The sequence below is a fragment of the [Empedobacter] haloabium genome (genome assembly GCA_008011715.2).
GTDB lineage: Bacteria > Pseudomonadota > Gammaproteobacteria > Burkholderiales > Burkholderiaceae_D > Rugamonas > Rugamonas haloabia.
Genome location: CP136508.1, coordinates 2,422,463 through 2,442,363 on the forward strand (window position 1 = coordinate 2,422,463; position 19,901 = coordinate 2,442,363).

General features: G+C 67.4%; 13 protein-coding genes. 10 read left to right on the forward strand and 3 right to left on the reverse strand.

The annotated features are described in order from the left end of the window. Nucleotides 1–13: 13 nt before the first annotated feature. The 5 genes from E7V67_010595 (at nt 14) to bla (ending at nt 7,570) form a co-directional block, all read left to right on the forward strand. Nucleotides 14–1,207, forward strand: a complete 1,194-nt coding sequence (locus tag E7V67_010595; GenBank protein WUR15520.1) for an efflux RND transporter periplasmic adaptor subunit — start codon at nt 14–16, stop codon at nt 1,205–1,207. 33 nt (nt 1,208–1,240) lie between these two features. Then, nucleotides 1,241–4,432 carry an efflux RND transporter permease subunit gene (locus E7V67_010600; protein WUR15521.1) on the forward strand — a complete coding sequence of 1,064 codons (3,192 nt, stop codon included), beginning with the start codon at nt 1,241–1,243 and terminating at the stop codon, nt 4,430–4,432. Further along, nucleotides 4,429–5,928, forward strand: a complete 1,500-nt coding sequence (locus E7V67_010605) for an efflux transporter outer membrane subunit (protein WUR15522.1) — start codon at nt 4,429–4,431, stop codon at nt 5,926–5,928. Before E7V67_010600 ends, E7V67_010605 begins: the two co-directional genes overlap by 4 nt. 134 nt (nt 5,929–6,062) lie before the next feature. After that, a complete protein-coding gene (locus tag E7V67_010610) occupies nt 6,063–6,719 on the forward strand; it encodes a polyphenol oxidase family protein (protein WUR15523.1) in 657 nt (218 codons plus the stop codon). 2 nt (nt 6,720–6,721) lie between these two features. Beyond that, the gene (bla, locus tag E7V67_010615) at nt 6,722–7,570 is read left to right on the forward strand and encodes a subclass B3 metallo-beta-lactamase (protein ID WUR15524.1); all 849 of its coding nucleotides are present in this window, start codon (nt 6,722–6,724) and stop codon (nt 7,568–7,570) included. 94 nt (nt 7,571–7,664) lie between these two features. Here the strand turns inward: bla and E7V67_010620 are convergent, their stop codons facing one another. Beyond that, nucleotides 7,665–8,036 carry a hypothetical protein gene (locus tag E7V67_010620; GenBank protein WUR15525.1) on the reverse strand — a complete coding sequence of 124 codons (372 nt, stop codon included), beginning with the start codon at nt 8,034–8,036 and terminating at the stop codon, nt 7,665–7,667. Between the two features lie 217 nt (nt 8,037–8,253). Between E7V67_010620 and ligD the strand changes: the two genes are divergently transcribed. After that, nucleotides 8,254–10,893 carry a DNA ligase D gene (gene ligD / locus E7V67_010625; protein ID WUR15526.1) on the forward strand — a complete coding sequence of 880 codons (2,640 nt, stop codon included), beginning with the start codon at nt 8,254–8,256 and terminating at the stop codon, nt 10,891–10,893. Between the two features lie 94 nt (nt 10,894–10,987). Here ligD and E7V67_010630 read toward each other — a convergent pair whose 3' ends face one another. Next, nucleotides 10,988–12,103, reverse strand: a complete 1,116-nt coding sequence (locus E7V67_010630; GenBank protein ID WUR15527.1) for a Ku protein — start codon at nt 12,101–12,103, stop codon at nt 10,988–10,990. Between the two features lie 44 nt (nt 12,104–12,147). Next, on the reverse strand, nt 12,148–13,140 hold the full coding sequence (locus tag E7V67_010635) for an SDR family oxidoreductase (GenBank protein ID WUR15528.1): 993 nt from the start codon (nt 13,138–13,140) through the stop codon (nt 12,148–12,150). Nucleotides 13,141–13,353: 213 nt separating this feature from the next. Here E7V67_010635 and E7V67_010640 point away from each other — a divergent pair, with 213 nt between their 5' ends. The 4 genes from E7V67_010640 to E7V67_010655 all read left to right on the forward strand — a co-directional run bounded on the left by E7V67_010640 (nt 13,354) and on the right by E7V67_010655 (nt 19,859). Beyond that, nucleotides 13,354–14,829 (forward strand): diguanylate cyclase, encoded by a 1,476-nt coding sequence (locus E7V67_010640; GenBank protein ID WUR15529.1) that lies wholly within the window; start codon nt 13,354–13,356, stop codon nt 14,827–14,829. 170 nt (nt 14,830–14,999) lie between these two features. Then, a complete protein-coding gene (locus E7V67_010645) occupies nt 15,000–16,403 on the forward strand; it encodes a right-handed parallel beta-helix repeat-containing protein (protein ID WUR15530.1) in 1,404 nt (467 codons plus the stop codon). 73 nt (nt 16,404–16,476) lie between these two features. Next, on the forward strand, nt 16,477–18,123 hold the full coding sequence (gene sulP / locus E7V67_010650) for a sulfate permease (protein WUR15531.1): 1,647 nt from the start codon (nt 16,477–16,479) through the stop codon (nt 18,121–18,123). Then, on the forward strand, nt 18,120–19,859 hold the full coding sequence (locus E7V67_010655) for a DUF885 family protein (protein ID WUR15532.1): 1,740 nt from the start codon (nt 18,120–18,122) through the stop codon (nt 19,857–19,859). Before sulP ends, E7V67_010655 begins: the two co-directional genes overlap by 4 nt. Nucleotides 19,860–19,901: the final 42 nt, after the last annotated feature.

Here is a 19,901-nt window from a genome sequence, read left to right on the forward strand (position 1 = left end):
ATAGGGGTGAATAATGAAAAACGTACAAGCACTGACTCGACCAATAGTCGCTGCGCTGGCCGCCGCTGGACTGGCGCTTACGCTGGCCGGCTGCGAGGACGCGACCGGCAAGACGGCCGAGGCGCCCGCCGCCGGCGGCCCGCCCGTCTCCGCCGCCGTCGTGGTCGAGAAGGCCGTCGCGGAAACCCAGGAATTCTCCGGCCGCCTGGAAGCCATCGACCGGGTCGAGATCCGCGCTCGCGTGTCCGGCTTCATCACGGCCGTCAACTTCAAGCCGGGCAGCCAGGTGAAGAAGGGCGACGTGCTGTTCGTCATCGATCCGCGCCCCTATCAGGCCGAAGCCGACCGCGCCCAGGCGGCCGCCAGCTCGGCCAAGGCCAAGGCCGACCTGGCCCGGCTGGAACTGCAGCGCGCCGAGAAGCTGTTGGCCGACAAGGCCATCGCCCAGCGCGAGTTCGACGAACGCGCCTCCACCCAGAAGGAACTGGACGCCAACGCCCGCGCCGCCCAGGCGCAGTACGAGGCGGCCAAGCTGAACCTTTCCTACACCCGCGTCACGTCGCCGATCGACGGCCGCGTCTCGAAGGCCGAGATCACGCTGGGCAACCTGGTCGACGGCTCCGTGGTGCTGACCTCCGTCGTCTCGCTCGACAAGATCTACGCCAGCTTCGACGGCGACGAGGAAACCTACCTGCGCGTGGGCGGCCTGGCGCACAAGGGCGAGCCGGTCGTCGTCAGGGTCGGCCTGGCCAACGAGGAGGGCTTCCCGCACGAGGGCAAGCTGGAATTCGTCGACAACCAGCTCGATTCGCAGACCGGTTCCGTGCGCATGCGCGCCACGTTCCCGAACACCGACGGCACGCTGGTGCCGGGCCTGTTCGCGCGCGTGCAGCTGGGCGGCGGCAGCGCTACAGCCAAGGCGATCCTGATCAACGACCGCGCCATCGGCACGGACCAGAACCGCAAGTTCGTGTTCGTGGTCGGCAAGGACAACAAGGCCGAGTATCGCGCGGTGAAACTGGGCCCGACGGTGGACGGCCTGCGCGTGGTGCGCGAGGGCCTGAAGGCGGACGAAAAGATCGTCGTCAACGGCCTGCAGCGCGTGCGCCCGGGCGCGCCGATCACGCCGCAGCTGGTGCCGATGGACTCGAACGTGGCCGCCAAGCCTGACGACAACAAGAAGGATGCGAAGGTCGCCGCACTGTAAGCGGGGCCGGAGCCAACCAGTCAAGGAATACCCATGAACTTTTCACGATTCTTTATCGACAAGCCGATTTTCGCGGCCGTGCTGTCGATCATCGTCTTCGTGGCGGGGCTGATCGCGATCTTCAAGCTCCCCATCTCCGAATACCCGGACGTCGTGCCGCCGTCCGTGGTGGTGCGCGCCCAGTATCCGGGCGCCGATCCGAAGGTCATCGCCGAAACGGTGGCCGCGCCGCTGGAAGAACAGATCAACGGCGTCGAGAACATGCTGTACATGTCGTCGCAGAACACCTCCGACGGCGCGCTGGCGCTGACGGTGACGTTCGCCATCGGCACCAACGTCGAGCAGGCCGAGACGGCCGTGCAGAACCGCGTCCAGCGTGCGCTGCCGCGCCTGCCGGAAGAGGTGCGCCAGATCGGCGTCACCACCGTCAAGAGCTCGCCCAACCTGACCATGGTGGTCCACCTGAATTCGCCGGACGGCCGCTACGACGACCTGTACCTGCGCAATTACGCGGTGCTGAACATCAAGGACCAGCTGGCCCGCATCCACGGCATGGGCGAGGTCCAGCTGTTCGGTTCCGGCGACTACGCGATGCGCGTCTGGCTCGATCCGCAGAAGGTGGCGGCGCGCGGCCTGACCGCAGGTGACGTGGTCAATTCGATCCGCGAGCAGAACGTGCAGGTCGCGGCCGGCGTGATCGGCCAGGGCCCGTCCAAGGATGCCGACTTCCAGCTGACCGTGAAGACCCACGGCCGCCTGCAGTCGCCCGAGGACTTCGGCAACATCGTCGTCAAGGTCAATGCCGACGGCGCCACCACCTTGCTGAAGGACGTGGCGCGCCTGGAGATGGGTTCCAACTCCTACGCGCTGCGCTCCCTCTTGAACAACAAGTCGGCAGTCGCAATCCCCATCTTCGAGGCCCCCAATGCCAACGCGCTGCAGCTGTCCGCGGACGTGCGGGAGCGGATGAAGGAACTGTCGAAAGATTTCCCGGAAGGCGTCGAATACAGCATTGTGTACGACCCGACCCAATTCGTGCGTGAGTCGATCAACTCCGTCATCCACACCCTGGTCGAAGCGGTGGTGCTGGTCGCGCTGGTCGTGATCATCTTCCTGCAGACCTGGCGTGCTTCCATCATCCCGCTGCTGGCGGTGCCGGTCTCGGTCGTCGGTACCTTCGCCGTGATGCTGGGCTTCGGCTTCTCGATCAACACGCTGTCGCTGTTCGGCCTGGTGCTGGCCATCGGTATCGTGGTCGACGATGCCATCGTCGTGGTGGAGAACGTCGAGCGCAACATCAGCAACGGCCTGTCGCCGCGCGATGCCACCGTGCAGGCGATGAAGGAAGTCTCCGGCCCGATCATCGCCATCGCGCTGGTGCTGTGCGCCGTGTTCGTGCCGATCGCGTTCGTCTCGGGCCTGACCGGCCAGTTCTATCGCCAGTTCGCGCTGACGATCGCCATCTCCACCGTCATCTCGGCATTCTGCTCGCTGACCCTGGCACCGGCCTTGTCGGCCGCGCTGCTGAAAGGCCATGACGAGCCGAAGGACTTCCTGACGCGCGGCATGGACAAGCTGTTCGGCCGCTTCTTCGCCGGCTTCAACAAGTTCTTCAACCGTTCCGCCCACGGCTACGAGAACGGCGTCAAGGGCGTGCTGCGCCACAAGGGCGCCTCGCTGGTGGTGTATGCGCTGCTGACGGCCGCCGGCCTGTTCATGTTCAAGGCCGTGCCGCCTGGCTTCGTGCCGTCGCAGGACAAGCAGTACCTGATCGGCTTCGCCCAGCTGCCCGACGCGGCGTCGCTGGACCGCACCGACGCCGTCATCCGCCGCATGTCCGACATCGCCGAGGACATCCCGGGCGTGGAAAACTCGATCTCGTTCCCGGGCCTGTCGATCAACGGTTTCACCAACGCGCCGAACGCCGGCATCGTGTTCCTGGGCCTGGAGCCGTTCGAGAAGCGGCGCGACAAGAACACCTCCGCCGAAGCCATCGCGGCCGAGATGAACAAGCGCATGGGCGCCGTGCAGGACGCGTTCGTGATGGTGCTGCCGCCGCCCCCGGTCAATGGCCTGGGCACCACCGGCGGCTTCAAGCTGATGATCGAGGACCGGGGCAACCTGGGATACGACGAACTGTTCAAGGCGGTGCAGGCGGTGCAGGCCAAGGCCGCGCAGAACCCGCAGCTTGCCGGCGTGTTCTCGGGCTTCCAGATCAACGTGCCGCAACTGTTCGCGGACGTGGACCGCGTGAAGGCGAAGCAGCTGGGCGTGCCGCTGCAGACGATCTACCAGACCTTGCAGATCAACCTGGGTTCGCTGTACGTGAACGACTTCAACCAGTTCGGCCGTACCTACCAGGTACGCGTGCAGGCCGATGCGCAGTTCCGCTCGCAGCCGGAGCAGATCGCCCAGCTGAAGGTGCGCAACGACAAGGGCGAGATGATTCCGCTGTCGTCGCTGATGCGCGTGAAAGACACGTATGGCCCGGACCGGGTGCAGCGCTATAACGCCTACGTCTCGGCCGACCTGAATGGCGGCCCGGCCCCGGGCGTGTCGTCCGGCCAGGCGCAGGCGGCGATGGAGCAGGTGCTGGCCGAGACGCTGCCGAAGGGGATCGCCTACGAGTGGACCGAGCTGACCTACCAGGACATCCTGGCCGGCAACACGATGATCTACGTGTTCCCGCTGTGCGTGCTGCTGGTGTTCCTGGTGCTGGCCGCGCAGTACGAGAGCTGGACCCTGCCGCTGGCCGTGATCCTGATCGTGCCGATGTCGATCCTGTGCGCGCTGATCGGCGTGAAGCTGACCGGTGGCGACAACAACGTGTTCACCCAGATCGCCCTGTTCGTGCTGGTCGGGCTGGCGTCGAAGAACGCGATCCTGATCGTGGAATTCGCCCGCGAACTGGAAGACCATGGCCGTACCGTCGTCGAGGCCGCACTGGAGGCTTGCCGCCTGCGTCTGCGCCCGATCCTGATGACGTCGATCGCGTTCATCATGGGCGTGCTGCCGCTGGTGTTCTCGAGCGGTGCGGGTTCGGAAATGCGCCATGCGATGGGCGTGGCGGTGTTCGCCGGCATGCTGGGCGTGACGTTCTTCGGCCTGTTCCTGACGCCCGTGTTCTACGTGCTGCTGCGCACCCTGGCCAAGCGCCTGGAGAAGAAACCCGCGGCGGCGCCCGACTTCGCGCCCGTCGTCAAAATGGAAGGAACCCACGGATGAAAACCATGATTGCAAGAGGCGTCCCGGCGCTGCTGGCGGCGCTGCTGCTGGCCGCGTGCGGCGCGCCGCAACTGAAGCAGCCGGCCATCGACGTGCCGGTGGCCTTCAAGGAGTCGCAGGACACTGCGGCGGTGCGCACCGCCGCCGACGGCACCCGCTGGAAACAGGCGCAGCCGGCCGAGCAGCAGCCGCGCGGCGAGTGGTGGCTGGCCTTCAACGACCCGGCCCTGAACGAGCTGGTGCTTGAAGCGACCCGCAACAACGCCAACCTGGCGGTGGCGGCGGCGCGCGTCAAGCAGGCGCGCGCCATCGCCGGCATCGCCGAGGCGGACCGCATTCCGCAAGTGGGCCTGGGCGTCGGCGCCCAGCGCGCGCGCCAGTCGCCGCTGGAACTGGGCCTGCCGCAGGGCACCGAGGTCACGCCTGGCACGAGCTACTCGGCGCGCCTGACGGCCAGCTATGAAGTCGACCTGTTCGGCCGCGTCTCGTCCAATGTGGCGGCGGCGCGCGGCGACGCGGCCACGGTGGAGGCGAACTACCGCTCCGTGCTGCTGGCGCTGCAGGCCGACGTCGCCCAGACCTATTTCCGCCTGCGTGCCACGGACGCCGAACTGGCGACCGTGGCGCAGACGGTCCGGCTGCGCGAGGAGAACGTCAAGATCAACCAGCGCCGCTTCGACCTGGGCGACATCGGCGAGTTCGACCTGTCGCGCGCCAAGACCGAGCTGGCCACGACGCAGGCCGAGGCCATCGGCCTGGAACGCCAGCGCGCCAACGCGGAACATGCGCTGGCCGTCCTGCTGGGCAAGCCGGCCGCCGCGTTCACGGCCGGCGTCAACCCGCTGCAGGACTCGACCCTGCTGCCGGCCATCCCGGCCGGCCTGCCGTCGGCCCTGCTGGAACGGCGGCCCGACATCGCCGCCGCCCAGCGCGCGATGGAGGCGTCCAACGCCCGCATCGGCGTGGCCCGCTCGGCCATGTTCCCGGCCCTGACGATCAATGCGGCCGGCGGCGGCATCGGCCCGGCATTCGCCGACGTGTTCAAGTGGAGCAGCCGCTCGTGGGTGCTAGGCGCGCTCTTGAATCTGCCGCTCATCGACGGCGGGCGTAACCGCAACAACGTGGTGCGCAGCGAGGCCGCGCTGGAAGAGTCGGTAGGCCAGTACCGCCAGAGCGTGCTGACGGCGTTTGCCGAGGTCGAGGACAACCTGGCCGGCCTGCGCATCCTGTCCGGCCAGACCCAGCGCATCGACGAGGCGGTGGTGTCGGCACGCCGCTCGGCCGACCTGGCGCAGAAGCTGTACCAGGCCGGCCGCTCCAGCTACCTGGAACTGCTGGACGCGCAGCGCAACCTGGCGGCCGTCGAACGCAATGCCGTGCAGCTGCGCGGCGAGCGCGCCGTGACGACCGTGGCGCTGATCCGCGCGCTCGGCGGCGGTTGGGGCGATGCGCCTGCCGTCAACGTGGCGCAAGCGAACGCGCAAGCGCGCAACTGACGTAACGTCTTTCTCCAAGCCCTTGGCGGCGGTCCTCATCCGAGGCCGCCGCCTTTTTTATTGCCAAAAAAATAGGGACAGACCCCATTTTTCGTGCAACTTTCGCTATCATCCCGGCAGCAAAGGAGAATGGCTTGATCACCAGCGATTTACTGAACGAGATTCCCGGCATCGACCACGGCTTCGGCACGGCCGCGCAACTGGTGCCGGCCGCCTTGCAGCCGGCGTGGGACCAGCGCCCGGACAAGCGCCAGGTGCACGGCACGCGCGGCGTCGCCATCGTGCAGCCGCGCCAGCCGGTGGGCGACGCCGACGCGTTCCACACCGCGCTGCCCGGCGTGCCCGTCAGCGTGATCACGGCCGACTGCGTGCCGTTGCTGCTGGCCAGGCGCGACGGCCGCCGCGTGGCCGCCATCCACGCCGGCTGGCGCGGCCTGGCCGACGGCATCGTGCCGCAGGTGCTGGCGCAGCTGGAGGCGGGCGCGGATTGGACGGCGGCCGTCGGCCCGACGATCTGCGCCGCCTGCTATGAAGTCAGCGCGGAGCTGGCCGACACTTTTGCCGCACGCTTCGGTGCCGCCGCGATACCGGCTTACCGCCACCTCGACCTGCGCGCGGTCGTCACGCAACAGCTGGCCGCGGCCGGCATCCAGGTGATCGACCACGTGGGCGGCTGCACTTGCTGCGCACGCGACGCCGATGGCGCTTTTCGTTTTCGCAGTTACCGCCGGGGCGACCGCAACTCGCAGCAGCACGCCGGCATTCTTATCACTTCCACCGAGACTCCATAACAATGAAAAAAGCACTGCTGTCGTTTGCTATCGCCACGCTGGTCGCCCCCGCCTTTGCCGGCGACTGGGACGAGCCGCAAGACCCGTTCCCGATCTACGGCAACGTCTATTACGTCGGCCCGCACGGCATCAGCGCGCTGCTGGTGACGTCGCCGCAAGGGCATATCCTGCTGGACGGCGCCACGCCGAAGTCGCCCGACGCCATCGCCGCGCACGTGCGCCAGCTGGGCTTCAAGGTGGAGGACATCAAATACATCTTGACCTCGCACGAGCACTTCGACCACGCCGGCGGCATCGCCGCGCTGCAGAAGCTGACCGGCGCCACCGTCATCGGCAGCGCGAAAAGCGTGCCCGTGCTGGCCAGCGGCAAGCCCAATCCGGGCGACCCGCAGTTCGGCGGCCTGCCGGACATGACGCCGGTGGCCAATACCCGCGTGATCCAGGACGGTGACGTGATCAAGCTCGGGCCGCTGGCACTGACCGCGCATTACACGCCGGGCCATACGCAGGGTGGCCTGAGCTGGACCTGGCAGGCCAGCGAGAACGGCCGCACGGTCAATATGGTGTACGCCGACAGCCTGAATGCGTATGGTGCGAAAGGCTTCCGCTACGGCGGCGACCAGCGTTATCCGCAGGCCAAAGCGGACATCGAACGCTCGATCGCCAGGATTGCCAGCCTGCCATGCGACGTGCTGATCTCCGCCCACCCCGAGTTCAGCGGGCTGTGGGAACGCAAGGAGAAGGCGGCCAAGCAGGGCAACGCGGCCTTCATCGATCCGCAGGGCTGCCGCAAGTATGCGGAAAAGGGCAGGGCACGACTGGCGCAGCAGTTGGCCGACGAGTCCAAATAAGTCCGCCGCCAGCAAAAAAGCCCGAGCCAGGAGGCTCGGGCAAGGGAGGGAGGTACTACCGTTTTTCTTGGTTGTAGCCCTGAGAGTGGCGTTGTTATTTGGTTTGCGCGGCGACGCTTTCCTGCTTGTCTTCCTTGGCTTCGGCTTTCTTGTGCGCGGCCTTGCTGTGCGCCTTGGCTTTCTTCTCCTTCGCATCCGCCTTGGCTTCGGCGACGTCCTTCTTCGCCTCGGCGGTTTCCTTCGCGACCTTCGCGTCGGCCTGGGCTACTTCCTTGGCTTCCTTCGCCTCGGCCTTGGCCGCAGCCTTGGTTTCCTTGGCTTCCTGCTTGGCGACCTTGGTGTCGCCGTGGGCCGTGTGCGCTGCCGGGGTGGCTGGCGTGGCGGCGGTGGCAGGGGTGGCCGCGGTTTGGGCGAATGCGGCACCAGCGAACAGACCGGCGATCAGGGTAGCGATAATCTTCTTCATGGTGTGTTCCTTTAAGTGAGGTTGAGCTTGCGAATTACCTGGTGCATCCGGCCGATATTCCGGACGTCACTGAACCAGAAACGCGGCCAGTTTCGGCCCAGTTGACGGGTCTTACAAGTGTTACAAATACCAACGTCGTGTTACGAATCCGGCGCTTCGGGACTCTTCTGTTAGTTGACGAACCGATGCGCGCCACCGCGCGGCCTACAGTGGTCGCATGAAAGACTCCCTGAAGACCTACAAGGCCAAGCGCAACTTCGCCATCACGCCGGAACCGGCCGAGGGCGGCGAGGAGGGCAAGGACGCGCTGACGTTCGTCATCCAGAAGCACTGGGCGACGCGGCTGCACTACGACTTCCGCCTGGAGCTGGACGGCACCATGAAGAGCTGGGCCGTGCCGAAAGGGCCGAGCTACGACACGCACGACAAGCGCATGGCCGTGCACGTTGAGGACCATCCGATCTCGTACAACGACTTCGAGGGCACGATCCCGGAGAAGCAGTACGGCGCTGGCAAGGTCATCATCTGGGACAAGGGCACCTGGCATCCGCTGGGCGACCCACGCCAGGGCTACCGCGACGGCAACCTGAAGTTCGAGCTGCGCGGCCACAAGCTGCGCGGCAAGTGGGTGCTGGTACGGATGAAGCGCTCGGGCGAGAAACAGGAGCCCTGGCTGCTGATCAAGGAAAAGGACGAGTACGTGCGTTCCGCCGACGAGTTCTCCGTCATCGACGAGATGCCCGACAGCGTCAAGGCGCTGGGCATGCCGACCGACGAGCCGTTGACGCCGCAGGCCGCGACGGCCGAGGAAACGGCGCGCGCGCATGCGGCGCCGGCGCGCAAGAAGGCCGCGGCCAAGGGCACGGGCAAGCCCAAGGCCGCGCCGGTGGCGCCAGGCGTGCGCTGCGCCTTGCCGGAGACGTTCGCGCCGGAGCTGGCCACCCTGGTGGACGCGCCGCCTTCGGACCCGCAGGACTGGCTGTTCGAGATCAAGTTCGACGGCTACCGCCTGCTGGCACGGGTGGACGGCAAGGACGTGCGCCTGATCACCCGCAACGGCAACGACTGGACCCACAAGCTCGAACCGCTGCGCGCCGCCATCGAGAAGATGAAGCTGCCCAAGGGCTGGTACGACGGCGAGATCGTCGTGCACGACCAGAGCGGCCGGCCCAACTTCGGGCTGCTGCAGCAGGCCTTCGACGGCACCAGGACCAGCAACATCGTCTACTTCGTGTTCGACGCGCCCTATCTGGATGGCTACGACCTGCGCGAGGTGCCACTGGCGCAGCGGCGCGAATTGCTCAAGACCGTGATGGAGCGCGCCGGCAACGACATGGTGCGCTACTCGGCCGAGCTGGAGGCCCCGCCGGCCGAGATGGTGGCGGCGGCCTGCCAGATGGGCCTCGAGGGCATCATCGGCAAGCGGCGCGACTCGGCCTATGTATCGCGCCGCTCGCCCGACTGGATCAAGCTGAAATGCGCACAGCGGCAGGAATTCGTCATCGGCGGCTATACCGACCCGAAAGGCTCGCGCGTGGGCATCGGCTCGCTGCTGCTGGGTTACTACGGCGAGGACGGCAAGCTGCACTACGCCGGCAACGTGGGCGCCGGCTTCAACGAGACGACCCTGCGCGAGATCACGGCCAAGCTGAAGAAACTGGCCAGCGACAGCAATCCGTTCGCGCCGTCGAAAGCGATCGAGAAGCGCGCGCACTGGGTCAAACCGAACCTGGTGGCCGAGGTGACGTTCGGCGAATGGACGAGCAGCGGCTCGATCCGGCATTCCGTCTTCCAGGGACTGCGCGCCGACAAGAAGGCAAGCAGCGTCACCCGCGAGCAGGCGGCCCATATGGAAACGCTGGTGGAGGGAACCATGCAGACACAAAGTGCGGCAAAGACGACGAAGCCCAAGGCAGCGGCAAAGAGCGCGCCAGCGCGCGCGCCTGCGGGGTTGGACGCGGACAGCAAGCTGCCCGCATCGCTGAAGGTGACGAACCCGGACCGCCTGATCGACCCGGCCAGCGGCACCACCAAGATCGGCCTGGTGCGCTACTACGCGCTGGTGGCGGAACTGATGCTGGAGCACCTGAAGGGCCGCCCGGTGGCGCTGGTGCGGGCGCCAGCCGGCGTCGGCGGCGAGCTGTTCTTCCAGAAGCATTCGGAGGTCGGCAAGCTGCCCGGCGTGAAGCAGTTCCCGCAGGAGCTCGACCCGGATCACCCGTCGATGCTGGAAGTGGCGACGATGCAGGGCCTGCTGTCGGCGGCGCAGTGGAACGTGGTCGAGTTCCATACGCAGAACGCGTTCGGCAAGAACTACGAAAAGCCCAACCGGATGATCTTCGACCTGGATCCGGGCCAGGGCGTGACGTGGCCGCAGATCCAGGAGGCGGCGCAGCTGATGCGCGCCTTCCTGGCCGAGCTGGGCCTGCCGGCATTCCTGAAGACCAGCGGCGGCAAGGGCCTGCACGTGGTGGTGCCGGTCAAGCCGCAGCACGACTGGGATACCGTCAAGGGCTTCACCAAGGCGATCGTCGAGCACATGGCGACGACCTTGCCGGACCGCTTCGCGTTCAAGAGCGGGCCGAAGAACCGGGTCGGCAAGATCTTCATCGACTACCTGCGCAATGGCCGCGGCGCCACCACGGTCAGCGCGTGGTCGGCCCGCACGCGCGCCGGCCTGGGCATCTCGGTGCCGGTGGCTTGGGACGAGCTGGCACACCTGCGCGGTGGGGATCACTGGACGGTCGCTACGGTGCACGGCCGGCTGGACGAGGGCAATACGCCTTGGGCCGACTACGCCAAGAGTGCCGTCAGCATTACCAAGGCGATGAAGCAGCTGGGCTACACCGGCGCATGATGTCGGGGTCTGTCCCCAACGGGGACTGACCCCGAAGTTTCTCGGCGTGCAGGCAAACTTCAGGGTCAGTCCCGAAGGGACAGACCCTGCCACCTCAAGCAGCGCGGCGCCGCGTCGAGGTGGTCGCAGACTTGGCCGCCGTCTTCTTCGCCGCCGGCTTCGCCACCGCCTTCTTCGCCACCGACTTCGAAGCCTCCGCCTTGGCCGGGCTGGCCTTTGCCTTGGCCTTGGCGGCGACCGTGCTCTTGCTGGCCGTGCCCGTCCGGCTTGTGCTGCGCGCATTCACGCTGGCCGAACCGCGCGGTGCCGGCCGCCGCGCCTTGGGCGGCGGTTCGTCGTCGTCCGTGTCCTCGTCGGCTTCGACCTCGTCCTCTTCCTCGTCCTCGTCGGCCGCCGCGGCCTTGCCCTTGCCGGGCTTGGCGCCCAGCGACTGCTTCAACAGCGCCACCAGGTCGATGACGTTGGTCGACGGTGCGGCCTCGCCATCTTTCGACGGCATCGTGATGGTCTTGGTCTGCTTGGCCTTGATCTTTTTCTCGACCAGGGCGAGCACGTCATCCTTGTACGTGTCGTGGTACTGCTCCGGCGCCCAGTCCTCGCTCATGCCTTCCACCAGCGACAGCGCCATCTCCAGTTCCTTTTCCTTGATGCCGGTAGCCTTGGTGCCCTTGTCCGGCAGGTCCAGGCCCTCGGTGTCGCGGATCTCTTCGGCGTAGCGCAGGGTATTCATGATGATGCCGTCCTCGGCGGCCACCAGCGCGCACAGGTGCTGCTTGGTGCGGATCACCACCGTGGCGATGCCGATCTTGCCGGCGCGGCGCAAGGTCTCGCGCAGCAGCGCGTACACCTTGGCGCCGCCGCGGCCGGGCGCCAGGTAGTAGGGCGTTTCGTAGTACGTCAGCGGCACGTCCTCGGCATCGACGAAGGCCAGGATGTCGATGGTCTGGGTGGCCTTGACGTTGGCCTGGCGCAGGTCCTCGTCGGACAGCACCACGTATTCGCCGGGCTGGTATTCATAGCCCTTGATGATGTTGTCCCACGCGACTTCCTTTTCCGTCGTCTTGTTGTAGCGCTTGTAGCCGATGGGGGAGAAGTCGCGCTTGTCCAGCATCGTCAGGTCGAGCTCATTGCTCTTGACGGCCGAGTGCAGCTCGACCGGTATGTGCACCAGGCCGAAGCTGATGGCGCCTTTCCACAGCGCGCGTGCCATGATGGTCTCCTTGCATGTAAAAGGGCGGCCGCGCCGCCCGTGGTTCAGCCCACGCTGCCCGTGATGGGCAGGATGATGCCGGTGATGTAGCTGGCGCAGCTGGGCGCGGCCAGGAAAACGTAGGCCGGCGACAGCTCTTCCGGCTGGGCGGGGCGCTTCATGTCCGTGCTCTGGCCGAACTTGGCGATCTTGTCCGGCGTCTGGTCGGCCGGGTTCAGCGGCGTCCACACCGGGCCCGGCGCGACGGCATTGACGCGAATGCCTTTCTCCAGCAGGTTCGAGGCCAGCGACATCGTGAACGCATGGATCGCGCCCTTGGTGGACGAATAGTCCAGCAGCTTGGACGAGCCCTGCAGGCCCGTCACGGAGCCCGTGTTGATGATCGACGCGCCTTGCTTCAGATGCGGCAGCACGGCTTTCGCCATGTGGAAGTAGCCGTAGATATTGGTCTTCATCGTCAGGTCGAAGCGCTCCTCGGTCAGGTCCTCGAGCGAATCGGCGTGCTCCTGGAACGCGGCATTGTTGACCAGGATGTCGATCTTGCCGAAGGCCTGCAGCGTTTCCTCGACGGCGTGCTTGCAGAACTGCGGTTCGCGCACGTCGCCCGGGATCAGGATGCAGCGGCGGCCTTCGGCCTCGATGCAGCGCTTGGTCTCGACGGCGTCCTCCTGCTCGTCGGTCAGGTAGACCAGTGCCACGTCCGCGCCTTCGCGTGCATACAGCACGGCCACGGCGCGGCCGATGCCCGAGTCGCCGCCGGTGACGATGGCGCTCATGCCTTCCAGCTTGCCGCTGCCCTTGTAGCCGGGCGCCATGAACTGCGGCTTCAGTTCCATGTCCGCCTCGATGCCGGGCTTGGCCAGGTGTTGGCTGGGCATGTCGCCGTCCGGGAAGTCATGCGTGCCCGTCTGCACGCCTTGCGGCTCCTGCTGGCCGCCCCCGGTATCGCCCTGCTTCTGCTGGTCGCGCTGGTCCTGCTGCTGCTGGATCTCGCGCTGCAGGTTGCCCACATTGTTACTGTTCTGCGAATTCGACATTGCTTGTGCTCCCGTTGGTAGACATTGGAAAGACGAGCGACCAGTATTGACAATCGCCGCCGCCGACACCGTGCGCTCTCGCACAGATGCCACGCACACAATCTGACCACCAGGAAAAATATAGTGTATTTAGGTAAATAATATTGTTATTATTGAACAGTCTGGCAAACTGTCGGGATCTGATAACTAGAACAAACACGGGAGCTTTTGAGAATGTCGGAATCCGGTCTTGGCCGCACAGGCCTGTTCGTGCATCCGGATGCCAAGCGGTACGAGCAGTTTCGTGCCGCGTGTGGCGAAACTTTCGGTCGCCTGCATGCGGCCGTCAACGCAGGCGCGGCGATCGAGCGCATGACGCGCGGTCACGTCGACCTGCTCGTCATCGACCTGGCTGGCTGCCTGGTAGGCGACGCCGCGCTGCTGACGGGCCTGTCCATGTTGCTCCGTACCCGCAACGGCGCGCCCGTGCTGGTGCTGTGCCCATACGGGCACACGGCCTGGCTGCCGGAGCTGATGGCGCACGGGGCGCTGCACTATCGCATCAGCCCGGTCGCCGGCGCCGAGCTGCGCAGCGCCGTCGACAGCCTGCTGCGACCGGCGGGCGATATGCAGGCCAACGCCCAGCAGCAGCTGCTGGACAAGGAACGCGAGCTGCGCGAACTGCTGACGATCCAGCGCAGCGTGCAGCGCGCCATGGCCCACGGCGAGGACGGCGAGCGCCTGGCGGCCCAGCTGTGCGCCGCGCTGTGCAGCTTTCCCGGCGTGCGCCACACGGCGCTGCTGCGGCAGCATCCGGGCGGCGACCTGTGCCTGCTGGCGCAAGAGAGCCGCAACCACCTGGACCTGGTGCGCCTGCTCGGGCGGCAGGACAAGCTGCTGGCATCGCCACTGCGGGACACCTTCCCGCCGCTGCTGGCCGCCAGCGCGGGCGAACTGGTCTTGCTGGATGCGCCGGAAAAGATGGGCGACCCGGAACTGGCGCTGGCGCTGCATCGGCGCGACGTGCAGATGGTGCTGGCGCTGCCGCTGCGCGGCGAGCCGGGCGGGCCGCTGCTGGGGGCGGTCAGCCTGATGTTCGACCGTTCGCTGCAGTTTACGCGCGAGCAGTTCGCCTGCTTCGCCAGCCTGGCGCAGTACATCGGCTTCGGCCTGGCGATGGGCGAGCTGAAACAGCAGAACGATGCCCTGGCGGGGCGCCTGACGCAGATGGCCACGCGCGATCCGCTGACGGGCGCGATCAACCGCCGCGCCGGGGAAGCGCTGCTCGAGAGCGAGATCCGGCGCGCGCGGCGCTACGGCATCCCGCTGGCCGTCATCGCCTTCGACATCGACAACTTCCGCTCCGTAAACGACGTGTACGGCTATCCGATCGGCGACCAGGCGCTGCGCGCGGTGGCGGCGACGATCCAGGGCCGCCTGCGCGTCTCCGACACGCTGGCGCGCATGCGCGGCGAGGAGTTCCTCGTCATCGCCACGCATACCGCGGCGGCGGACGCGCGCAAGCTGGCCGAAAAGCTGCGCGCCACGATTGCCGGCACGGCGCTGCCAGGCTGCGAGACGGTGACGATCAGCCTGGGCGTGGCGCAGGTGGCGCCGGACGAGGGCGCGACCACCGTCATCGACCGGGTCGACACGGCGCTGCGGCGCGCCAAGCGGGGCGGGCGCAACCGGGTCGAACTGGCCGATTGACCGCGCTGCGATAACCATTCGAACGGCACCGATACCGCTCCCGGTATCGGGCCGGCAAGCGCATATAGTAATCAAAAAATAGAGCAGCAAACCCGCTGGTGCGACGCTAAGATGGCTCGGCTTCACGGGGCGGCCGCGTGGCCGCTCCGATCCATCCATCGGGAGAGCGCATGAAGAAAAACAGACAGCGGAAGGCAGTGATCGGAACCCTGGCCGCCGCCTTGGCCTGGTCGGCCCACGCGGCGGCGGCGACCTACTACGTGGCGCCGGCCGGCAACGATGGCGCGGCCGGCAGCAAGGCCGCGCCATGGCGGACGTTCGCGCGGGCGCAGGAAGCCGCCGTGGCGGGTGACACCATCTACTTCCGCGGCGGCACGTACAAGTACACGGCGGGGCTGAACGCCTGCGCCAGCACCACCGACGTCGTCAACGCCATCACACTGAACAAGAGCGGTACCGACGGCAAGCGCATCCGCTACTGGGCCTATCCGGGCGAGAAGCCGGTGTTCGATTTCGCGGCGATGAAGGACAACTGCCGGGTCAAGGCGTTCAACGTCAACGCCAGCTGGCTGCACCTGAAGGGGCTGGAGATCAAGGGCGCGCCGCAACAGCCGGGCAACCTGCAGAACAACGAGTCGTGGGGCATCTGGATCAAAGGCAGCCGCAATGTGTTCGAGGCGCTCGACACGCACCACCACATGGGTCCCGGCCTGTTCCTGGCGGACGGCAGCTACAATCTGGTCCTGAACGTGGACTCGCACCACAACTACGACCCGTACAGCAAGTCCGGCGCGGGCCAGAACGCGGACGGCTTCGGCGCCCACGTCAAGGCCAATCAGCCGGGCAACGTGTTCCGCGGCTGCCGCGCCTGGGCCAACACGGACGACGGCTTCGACCTGATCAACGCCTACTCGCCCGTGCTGATCGAGCGCTCCTGGGCCTGGCTGCACGGCTACCTGCCCGGCACCACGACGCCGATCGCGGCCGGCAACGGCAACGGCTTCAAGATCGGCGGCTTTTCCGGCAAGTGGGTCGCCGGCGCGCCCGTGCACGTCGTGCGCAACTCGGTCGCGCTGCGCAACAAGGCCAACGGCTTCTATGCCAACCACCATCCGGTCGCCAGCCAGTTCTTCAACAACACGGCGGCCAGCAACGGCATCGGCTACAACCTCTTGGGCATCGCGCCGGACGGCAGCGCCGTCAACCTGGGCGTGGCGCGCAACAACGTGGCCTACGGCGGCACGGCGGCGGCCAACACGGCCGGCGCCGACACGTCGCACAACAGTTGGGAGCTGCGCAGCGCGCCCGTCGCCGCCGACTTCGAGAGCGTCTCGACCAGCGGCTGGGATGCGCCGCGCCAGGCCGACGGCAGCCTGCCGGCGCTGCCGCACTTCCACCTGGCTGGCGGCAGCGCGCTGGTCGACGCCGGCATCGACGTGGGCCTGCCGTACGCCGGGCGGGCACCGGACCTGGGCGCCTGGGAAGTCACGGCCAAGCAAGGCGCGCTGCCGCGCGAGCTGGACGACGCGGACGAGGGCCTCGCGCCGGAAGCAGTGGAGGAGGCCGCGCCATAGCAATCCGCGGGGCCTGACTCGAGCACCTCAGCCGTGGTAGGCTTCAGCCTTTGATCGAGCAACGGAATTCGTAATGCTGCTTTGGCTGAGGCGCTACCGCCGTGCCGCGCTGCCGGGGGACATCGGCGCCGGCATCGTGGTGGCGATGATGATGATCCCGCAGGGGATGGCGTATGCGCTGGTGGCGGGCCTGCCGCCCGTGGCCGGCCTGTACGCCAGCATCCTGCCGCCACTGGTCTATGCGCTGTTCGGCAGCAGCATGACGCAGTCGGTGGGGCCGATGGCGATCGTCTCGCTGATGACGGCCGCCGCCATCGGCCCGCTGGCGCCGGCCGGCACCGCGCTGCATGGCGTGCTGGCCGCGCAACTGGCGCTGGTGGCCGGTGCGGTGCTGCTGCTGTGCGGCCTGCTGCGGCTGGGCTTTCTGGCCAGCTTCTTCTCGCGCCCCGTAATGAGCGGGTTTACCGTCGGCTCATCGCTCGTCATCGCCTGGGGCCAGGTCAAGCCGCTGCTGGGCGCGGCGCCGCCGCACTTTCACCTCCCCAGCGCCGCGCTGGGCTTGGGTTCCTTGGCGCTGCTCGTGCTGGCCCGTTCCTACCTGGCGCCGCTGCTGGCGCACTGCGGCATGCCGAAAGCGGCCGCCGACGTGGCGGCCAAGCTGGCGCCGATGGCCGTGGTGCTGGCGTCGATCGGCCTGGTCGCCGCGCTGGACCTGCCGGCGCTGGGCGTGGCCGTCACCGGTCCCGTGCCGGCCGGGCTGCCGCAACTGAACCTGGCCACTTCCAGCGCCCACTGGCGCGCGCTGCTGCAACCGGGCCTCTTGATCGGTTTCATCGTTTTCCTGATCAGCATGTCGGCCGCACAGACCCTGGCGCAAAAGCGCGGCGAGAAGCTGGTCAGCAACCAGGAACTCGTGGGCCTGGGAGCGGCCAATATCGCCAGCATGGCGTCGGGCGGTTTCCCGGTTACCGGCAGCCTGTCGCGCTCCGCCGTCAATTTCGCCGCCGGCGCCAACACGCCGCTGGCCAGCGTGATCTCCGCCGTGCTGCTGGCCGCCGCGCTGGTGCTGCCGACCGGATGGCTGGCGCTGCTGCCGCTGCCGACACTGGCCGCCACAATCATCGTCGCGGTGCTGGGCATGCTGCAACTGGACACCTTGCGCACCGCCTGGCGCTACGACCGTGGCGATGCGCTGGCCTGGCTGGTCACCTGCGTCGGCGTGCTGGCGCTGGGCGTGGAGGCCGGCGTCATCGTCGGCGTCGTGCTGTCGATGGGCACCCTGATCTGGCGCGCCAGCCGGCCGCACATCGCCGTGCTGGGGCGCATCGCCGGCACCGAGCACTTCCGCAACGTCGACCGCTATGCGGCCACCACCTGCGCCACGGTGCTGATCCTGCGCATCGACGCCAACCTGTTCTTCGGTAACGTCGATGCGGTGGGCGAACGCATCGAGGACGAGCTGCGCGCCCACCCGGCCGCGCGCCACCTGGTGCTGGCCATGCTGGCGGTCAGCTCGATCGACACGACGGCGCTGTTCGCGCTGCAGGAACTGAACGACAGCCTGCGCGCGCGCGGCATTGGCTTGCACCTGGCTGAAGTGAAGGGTCCCGTGATGGACCGCCTGCGCGCCAGCAGCCTGCCGGAGCGCCTGAACGGCCGCATCTTCCTGTCCACGGCAATGGCCAGCGACTTCCTCAACCCCAACCAGGACCCAGAATGAAACGACTCAGCGCGGCCATCCTTGCCGCCGGCCTGTTGGCCGCCCAAGCCCAGGCTGCCCCGAAGGCGAATCCCACCGACGACCAGTTCCGCGCGGTCTACACGCAGGAATGGCAGTGGCGCCTGTCGCAGCGGCTGGAGGATGCCGAGGACGATACCAACGGCATCCGCGCCACCTTGCCGAAGATCGACCCGGCCACGCAGCTGGCGCGCCAGCGCTACTGGGAGGGCACCTTGCGCCGGCTCGATGCCATCGACGAGAAGAAGTTGTCGGCGCCCGAGCGCATCAACTATGCCGTCTACCGCACCCAGATCGCCGCGCTGCTGGACAACCAGCGCTTCCGCGAATACGAGAAGCCGCTGAACGCCGATTCGTCGTTCTGGTCGAACCTGACCTACGAGGCGCGCAAGCCGTTCCGCACGCTGGCGGAGTATCGCGCCTACGTGGCGCAGCTGAACGACGTGCCGCGCTACTTCGACGACGAGATGGCGAACATGCGCGCCGGCCTGGCGCGCGGCTTCACCCCGCCGAAAGTCACGCTGCAGGGCCGCGACCAGTCGCTCGTCGCCGTGGTCGAGGCCAAGCCGGAGGACACGCCGTTCTACCAGCCGTTCAAGACGATGGCGGCGACCATCCCGGCGGCGGAGCAGGCCAGCCTGCGCGAGGCGGCGCTGGCGGCGATCCGCACCCAGGTGATCCCGGCGCACGCGCGCCTGCTCAAATTCATGCGCGAGCAATACGTGCCGCGCGCTACCGACAACCTGGCGGCCGAGCGCCTGCCGGACGGCAAGGCCTACTATCAATCGAAGATCGTCGAGTACACCACGACGAACCTGACGGCGGACGCGATCCACCAGATCGGCCTGGCCGAGATGGCGAAGATCCGCGCCGAGATGGCGCAGGTGATGAAGGAGGTGAAGTTCGACGGCGACCTGCCCGCGTTCCTGCATTTCCTGCGCACCGACCCGCGCTTCTACGCCAGGACGCCGGAAGAGCTGTTGATGCGCGCGGCCTGGATCGCCAAGAAGTTCGACGGCAAGGCCGAGCAGTACTTCGGGCGGCTGCCGCGCAGCCGCTTCGCCGTCATTCCGGTGCCGCCGGAGCAGGCGCCGTACTATACGTCCGGCCGCGGCGGCCCCGGCGTCTACCTCGTCAACACGTACAACCTGCCGGCTCGCCCGCTCTACAGCCTGCCGGCACTGACCCTGCACGAATCGGCGCCGGGCCACGCGTTCCAGATGCCGCTGGCGCTGGAGCAGCAGGGCCGGCCGGCGTTCCGCAATGCCTACATCTCGGCCTATGGCGAGGGCTGGGCGCTGTACTCGGAGCGCCTCGGCACGGAGATGGGCATCTACGAGACGCCCTATGAAGTGTTCGGCATGCTCAGCTACCAGGCCTGGCGCGCCTCGCGCCTGGTGGTCGACACGGGCATCCATGCCAAGGGCTGGACCCGCGAGCAGGCCCAGCGCTACCTGATGGAGAACACGGCCTTGTCCAGCCACGAAGTCGAGACCGAGGTGGACCGCTACATTTCCTGGCCGGGCCAGGCGCTGTCGTACTACCTGGGCGAGATGGCGATCATCGATGCGCGTCGGCGCGCCGAGGCCGCGCTGGGTACGAAGTTCGACATCCGCGCCTTCCACGATACCGTGCTGGAGCTGGGCTCGGTGCCGCTGCCGGTGCTGGCGGCGCGGATCGAGCGCTTCATCGCCGAGGGAGGGAAGGGCCCTTACTGATCTGCGGCAACGTGCTGGGCGGCAACTTCGCCTACGCTCGGG

Excerpts from the sequence above, each read along its gene's own strand:
- bla (WUR15524.1), top strand. The coding sequence starts at position 6,722 with ATGAAAAAAGCACTGCTGTCGTTTGCTATCGCCACGCTGGTCGCCCCC.
- E7V67_010595 (WUR15520.1), top strand. The coding sequence starts at position 14 with ATGAAAAACGTACAAGCACTGACTCGACCAATAGTCGCTGCGCTGGCC.
- E7V67_010635 (WUR15528.1), bottom strand. The coding sequence starts at position 13,140 with ATGTCGAATTCGCAGAACAGTAACAATGTGGGCAACCTGCAGCGCGAG.
- E7V67_010600 (WUR15521.1), top strand. The coding sequence starts at position 1,241 with ATGAACTTTTCACGATTCTTTATCGACAAGCCGATTTTCGCGGCCGTG.
- ligD (WUR15526.1), top strand. The coding sequence starts at position 8,254 with ATGAAAGACTCCCTGAAGACCTACAAGGCCAAGCGCAACTTCGCCATC.
- E7V67_010630 (WUR15527.1), bottom strand. The coding sequence starts at position 12,103 with ATGGCACGCGCGCTGTGGAAAGGCGCCATCAGCTTCGGCCTGGTGCAC.
- E7V67_010620 (WUR15525.1), bottom strand. The coding sequence starts at position 8,036 with ATGAAGAAGATTATCGCTACCCTGATCGCCGGTCTGTTCGCTGGTGCC.
- E7V67_010655 (WUR15532.1), top strand. The coding sequence starts at position 18,120 with ATGAAACGACTCAGCGCGGCCATCCTTGCCGCCGGCCTGTTGGCCGCC.
- E7V67_010605 (WUR15522.1), top strand. The coding sequence starts at position 4,429 with ATGAAAACCATGATTGCAAGAGGCGTCCCGGCGCTGCTGGCGGCGCTG.
- sulP (WUR15531.1), top strand. The coding sequence starts at position 16,477 with ATGCTGCTTTGGCTGAGGCGCTACCGCCGTGCCGCGCTGCCGGGGGAC.
- E7V67_010640 (WUR15529.1), top strand. The coding sequence starts at position 13,354 with ATGTCGGAATCCGGTCTTGGCCGCACAGGCCTGTTCGTGCATCCGGAT.
- E7V67_010645 (WUR15530.1), top strand. The coding sequence starts at position 15,000 with ATGAAGAAAAACAGACAGCGGAAGGCAGTGATCGGAACCCTGGCCGCC.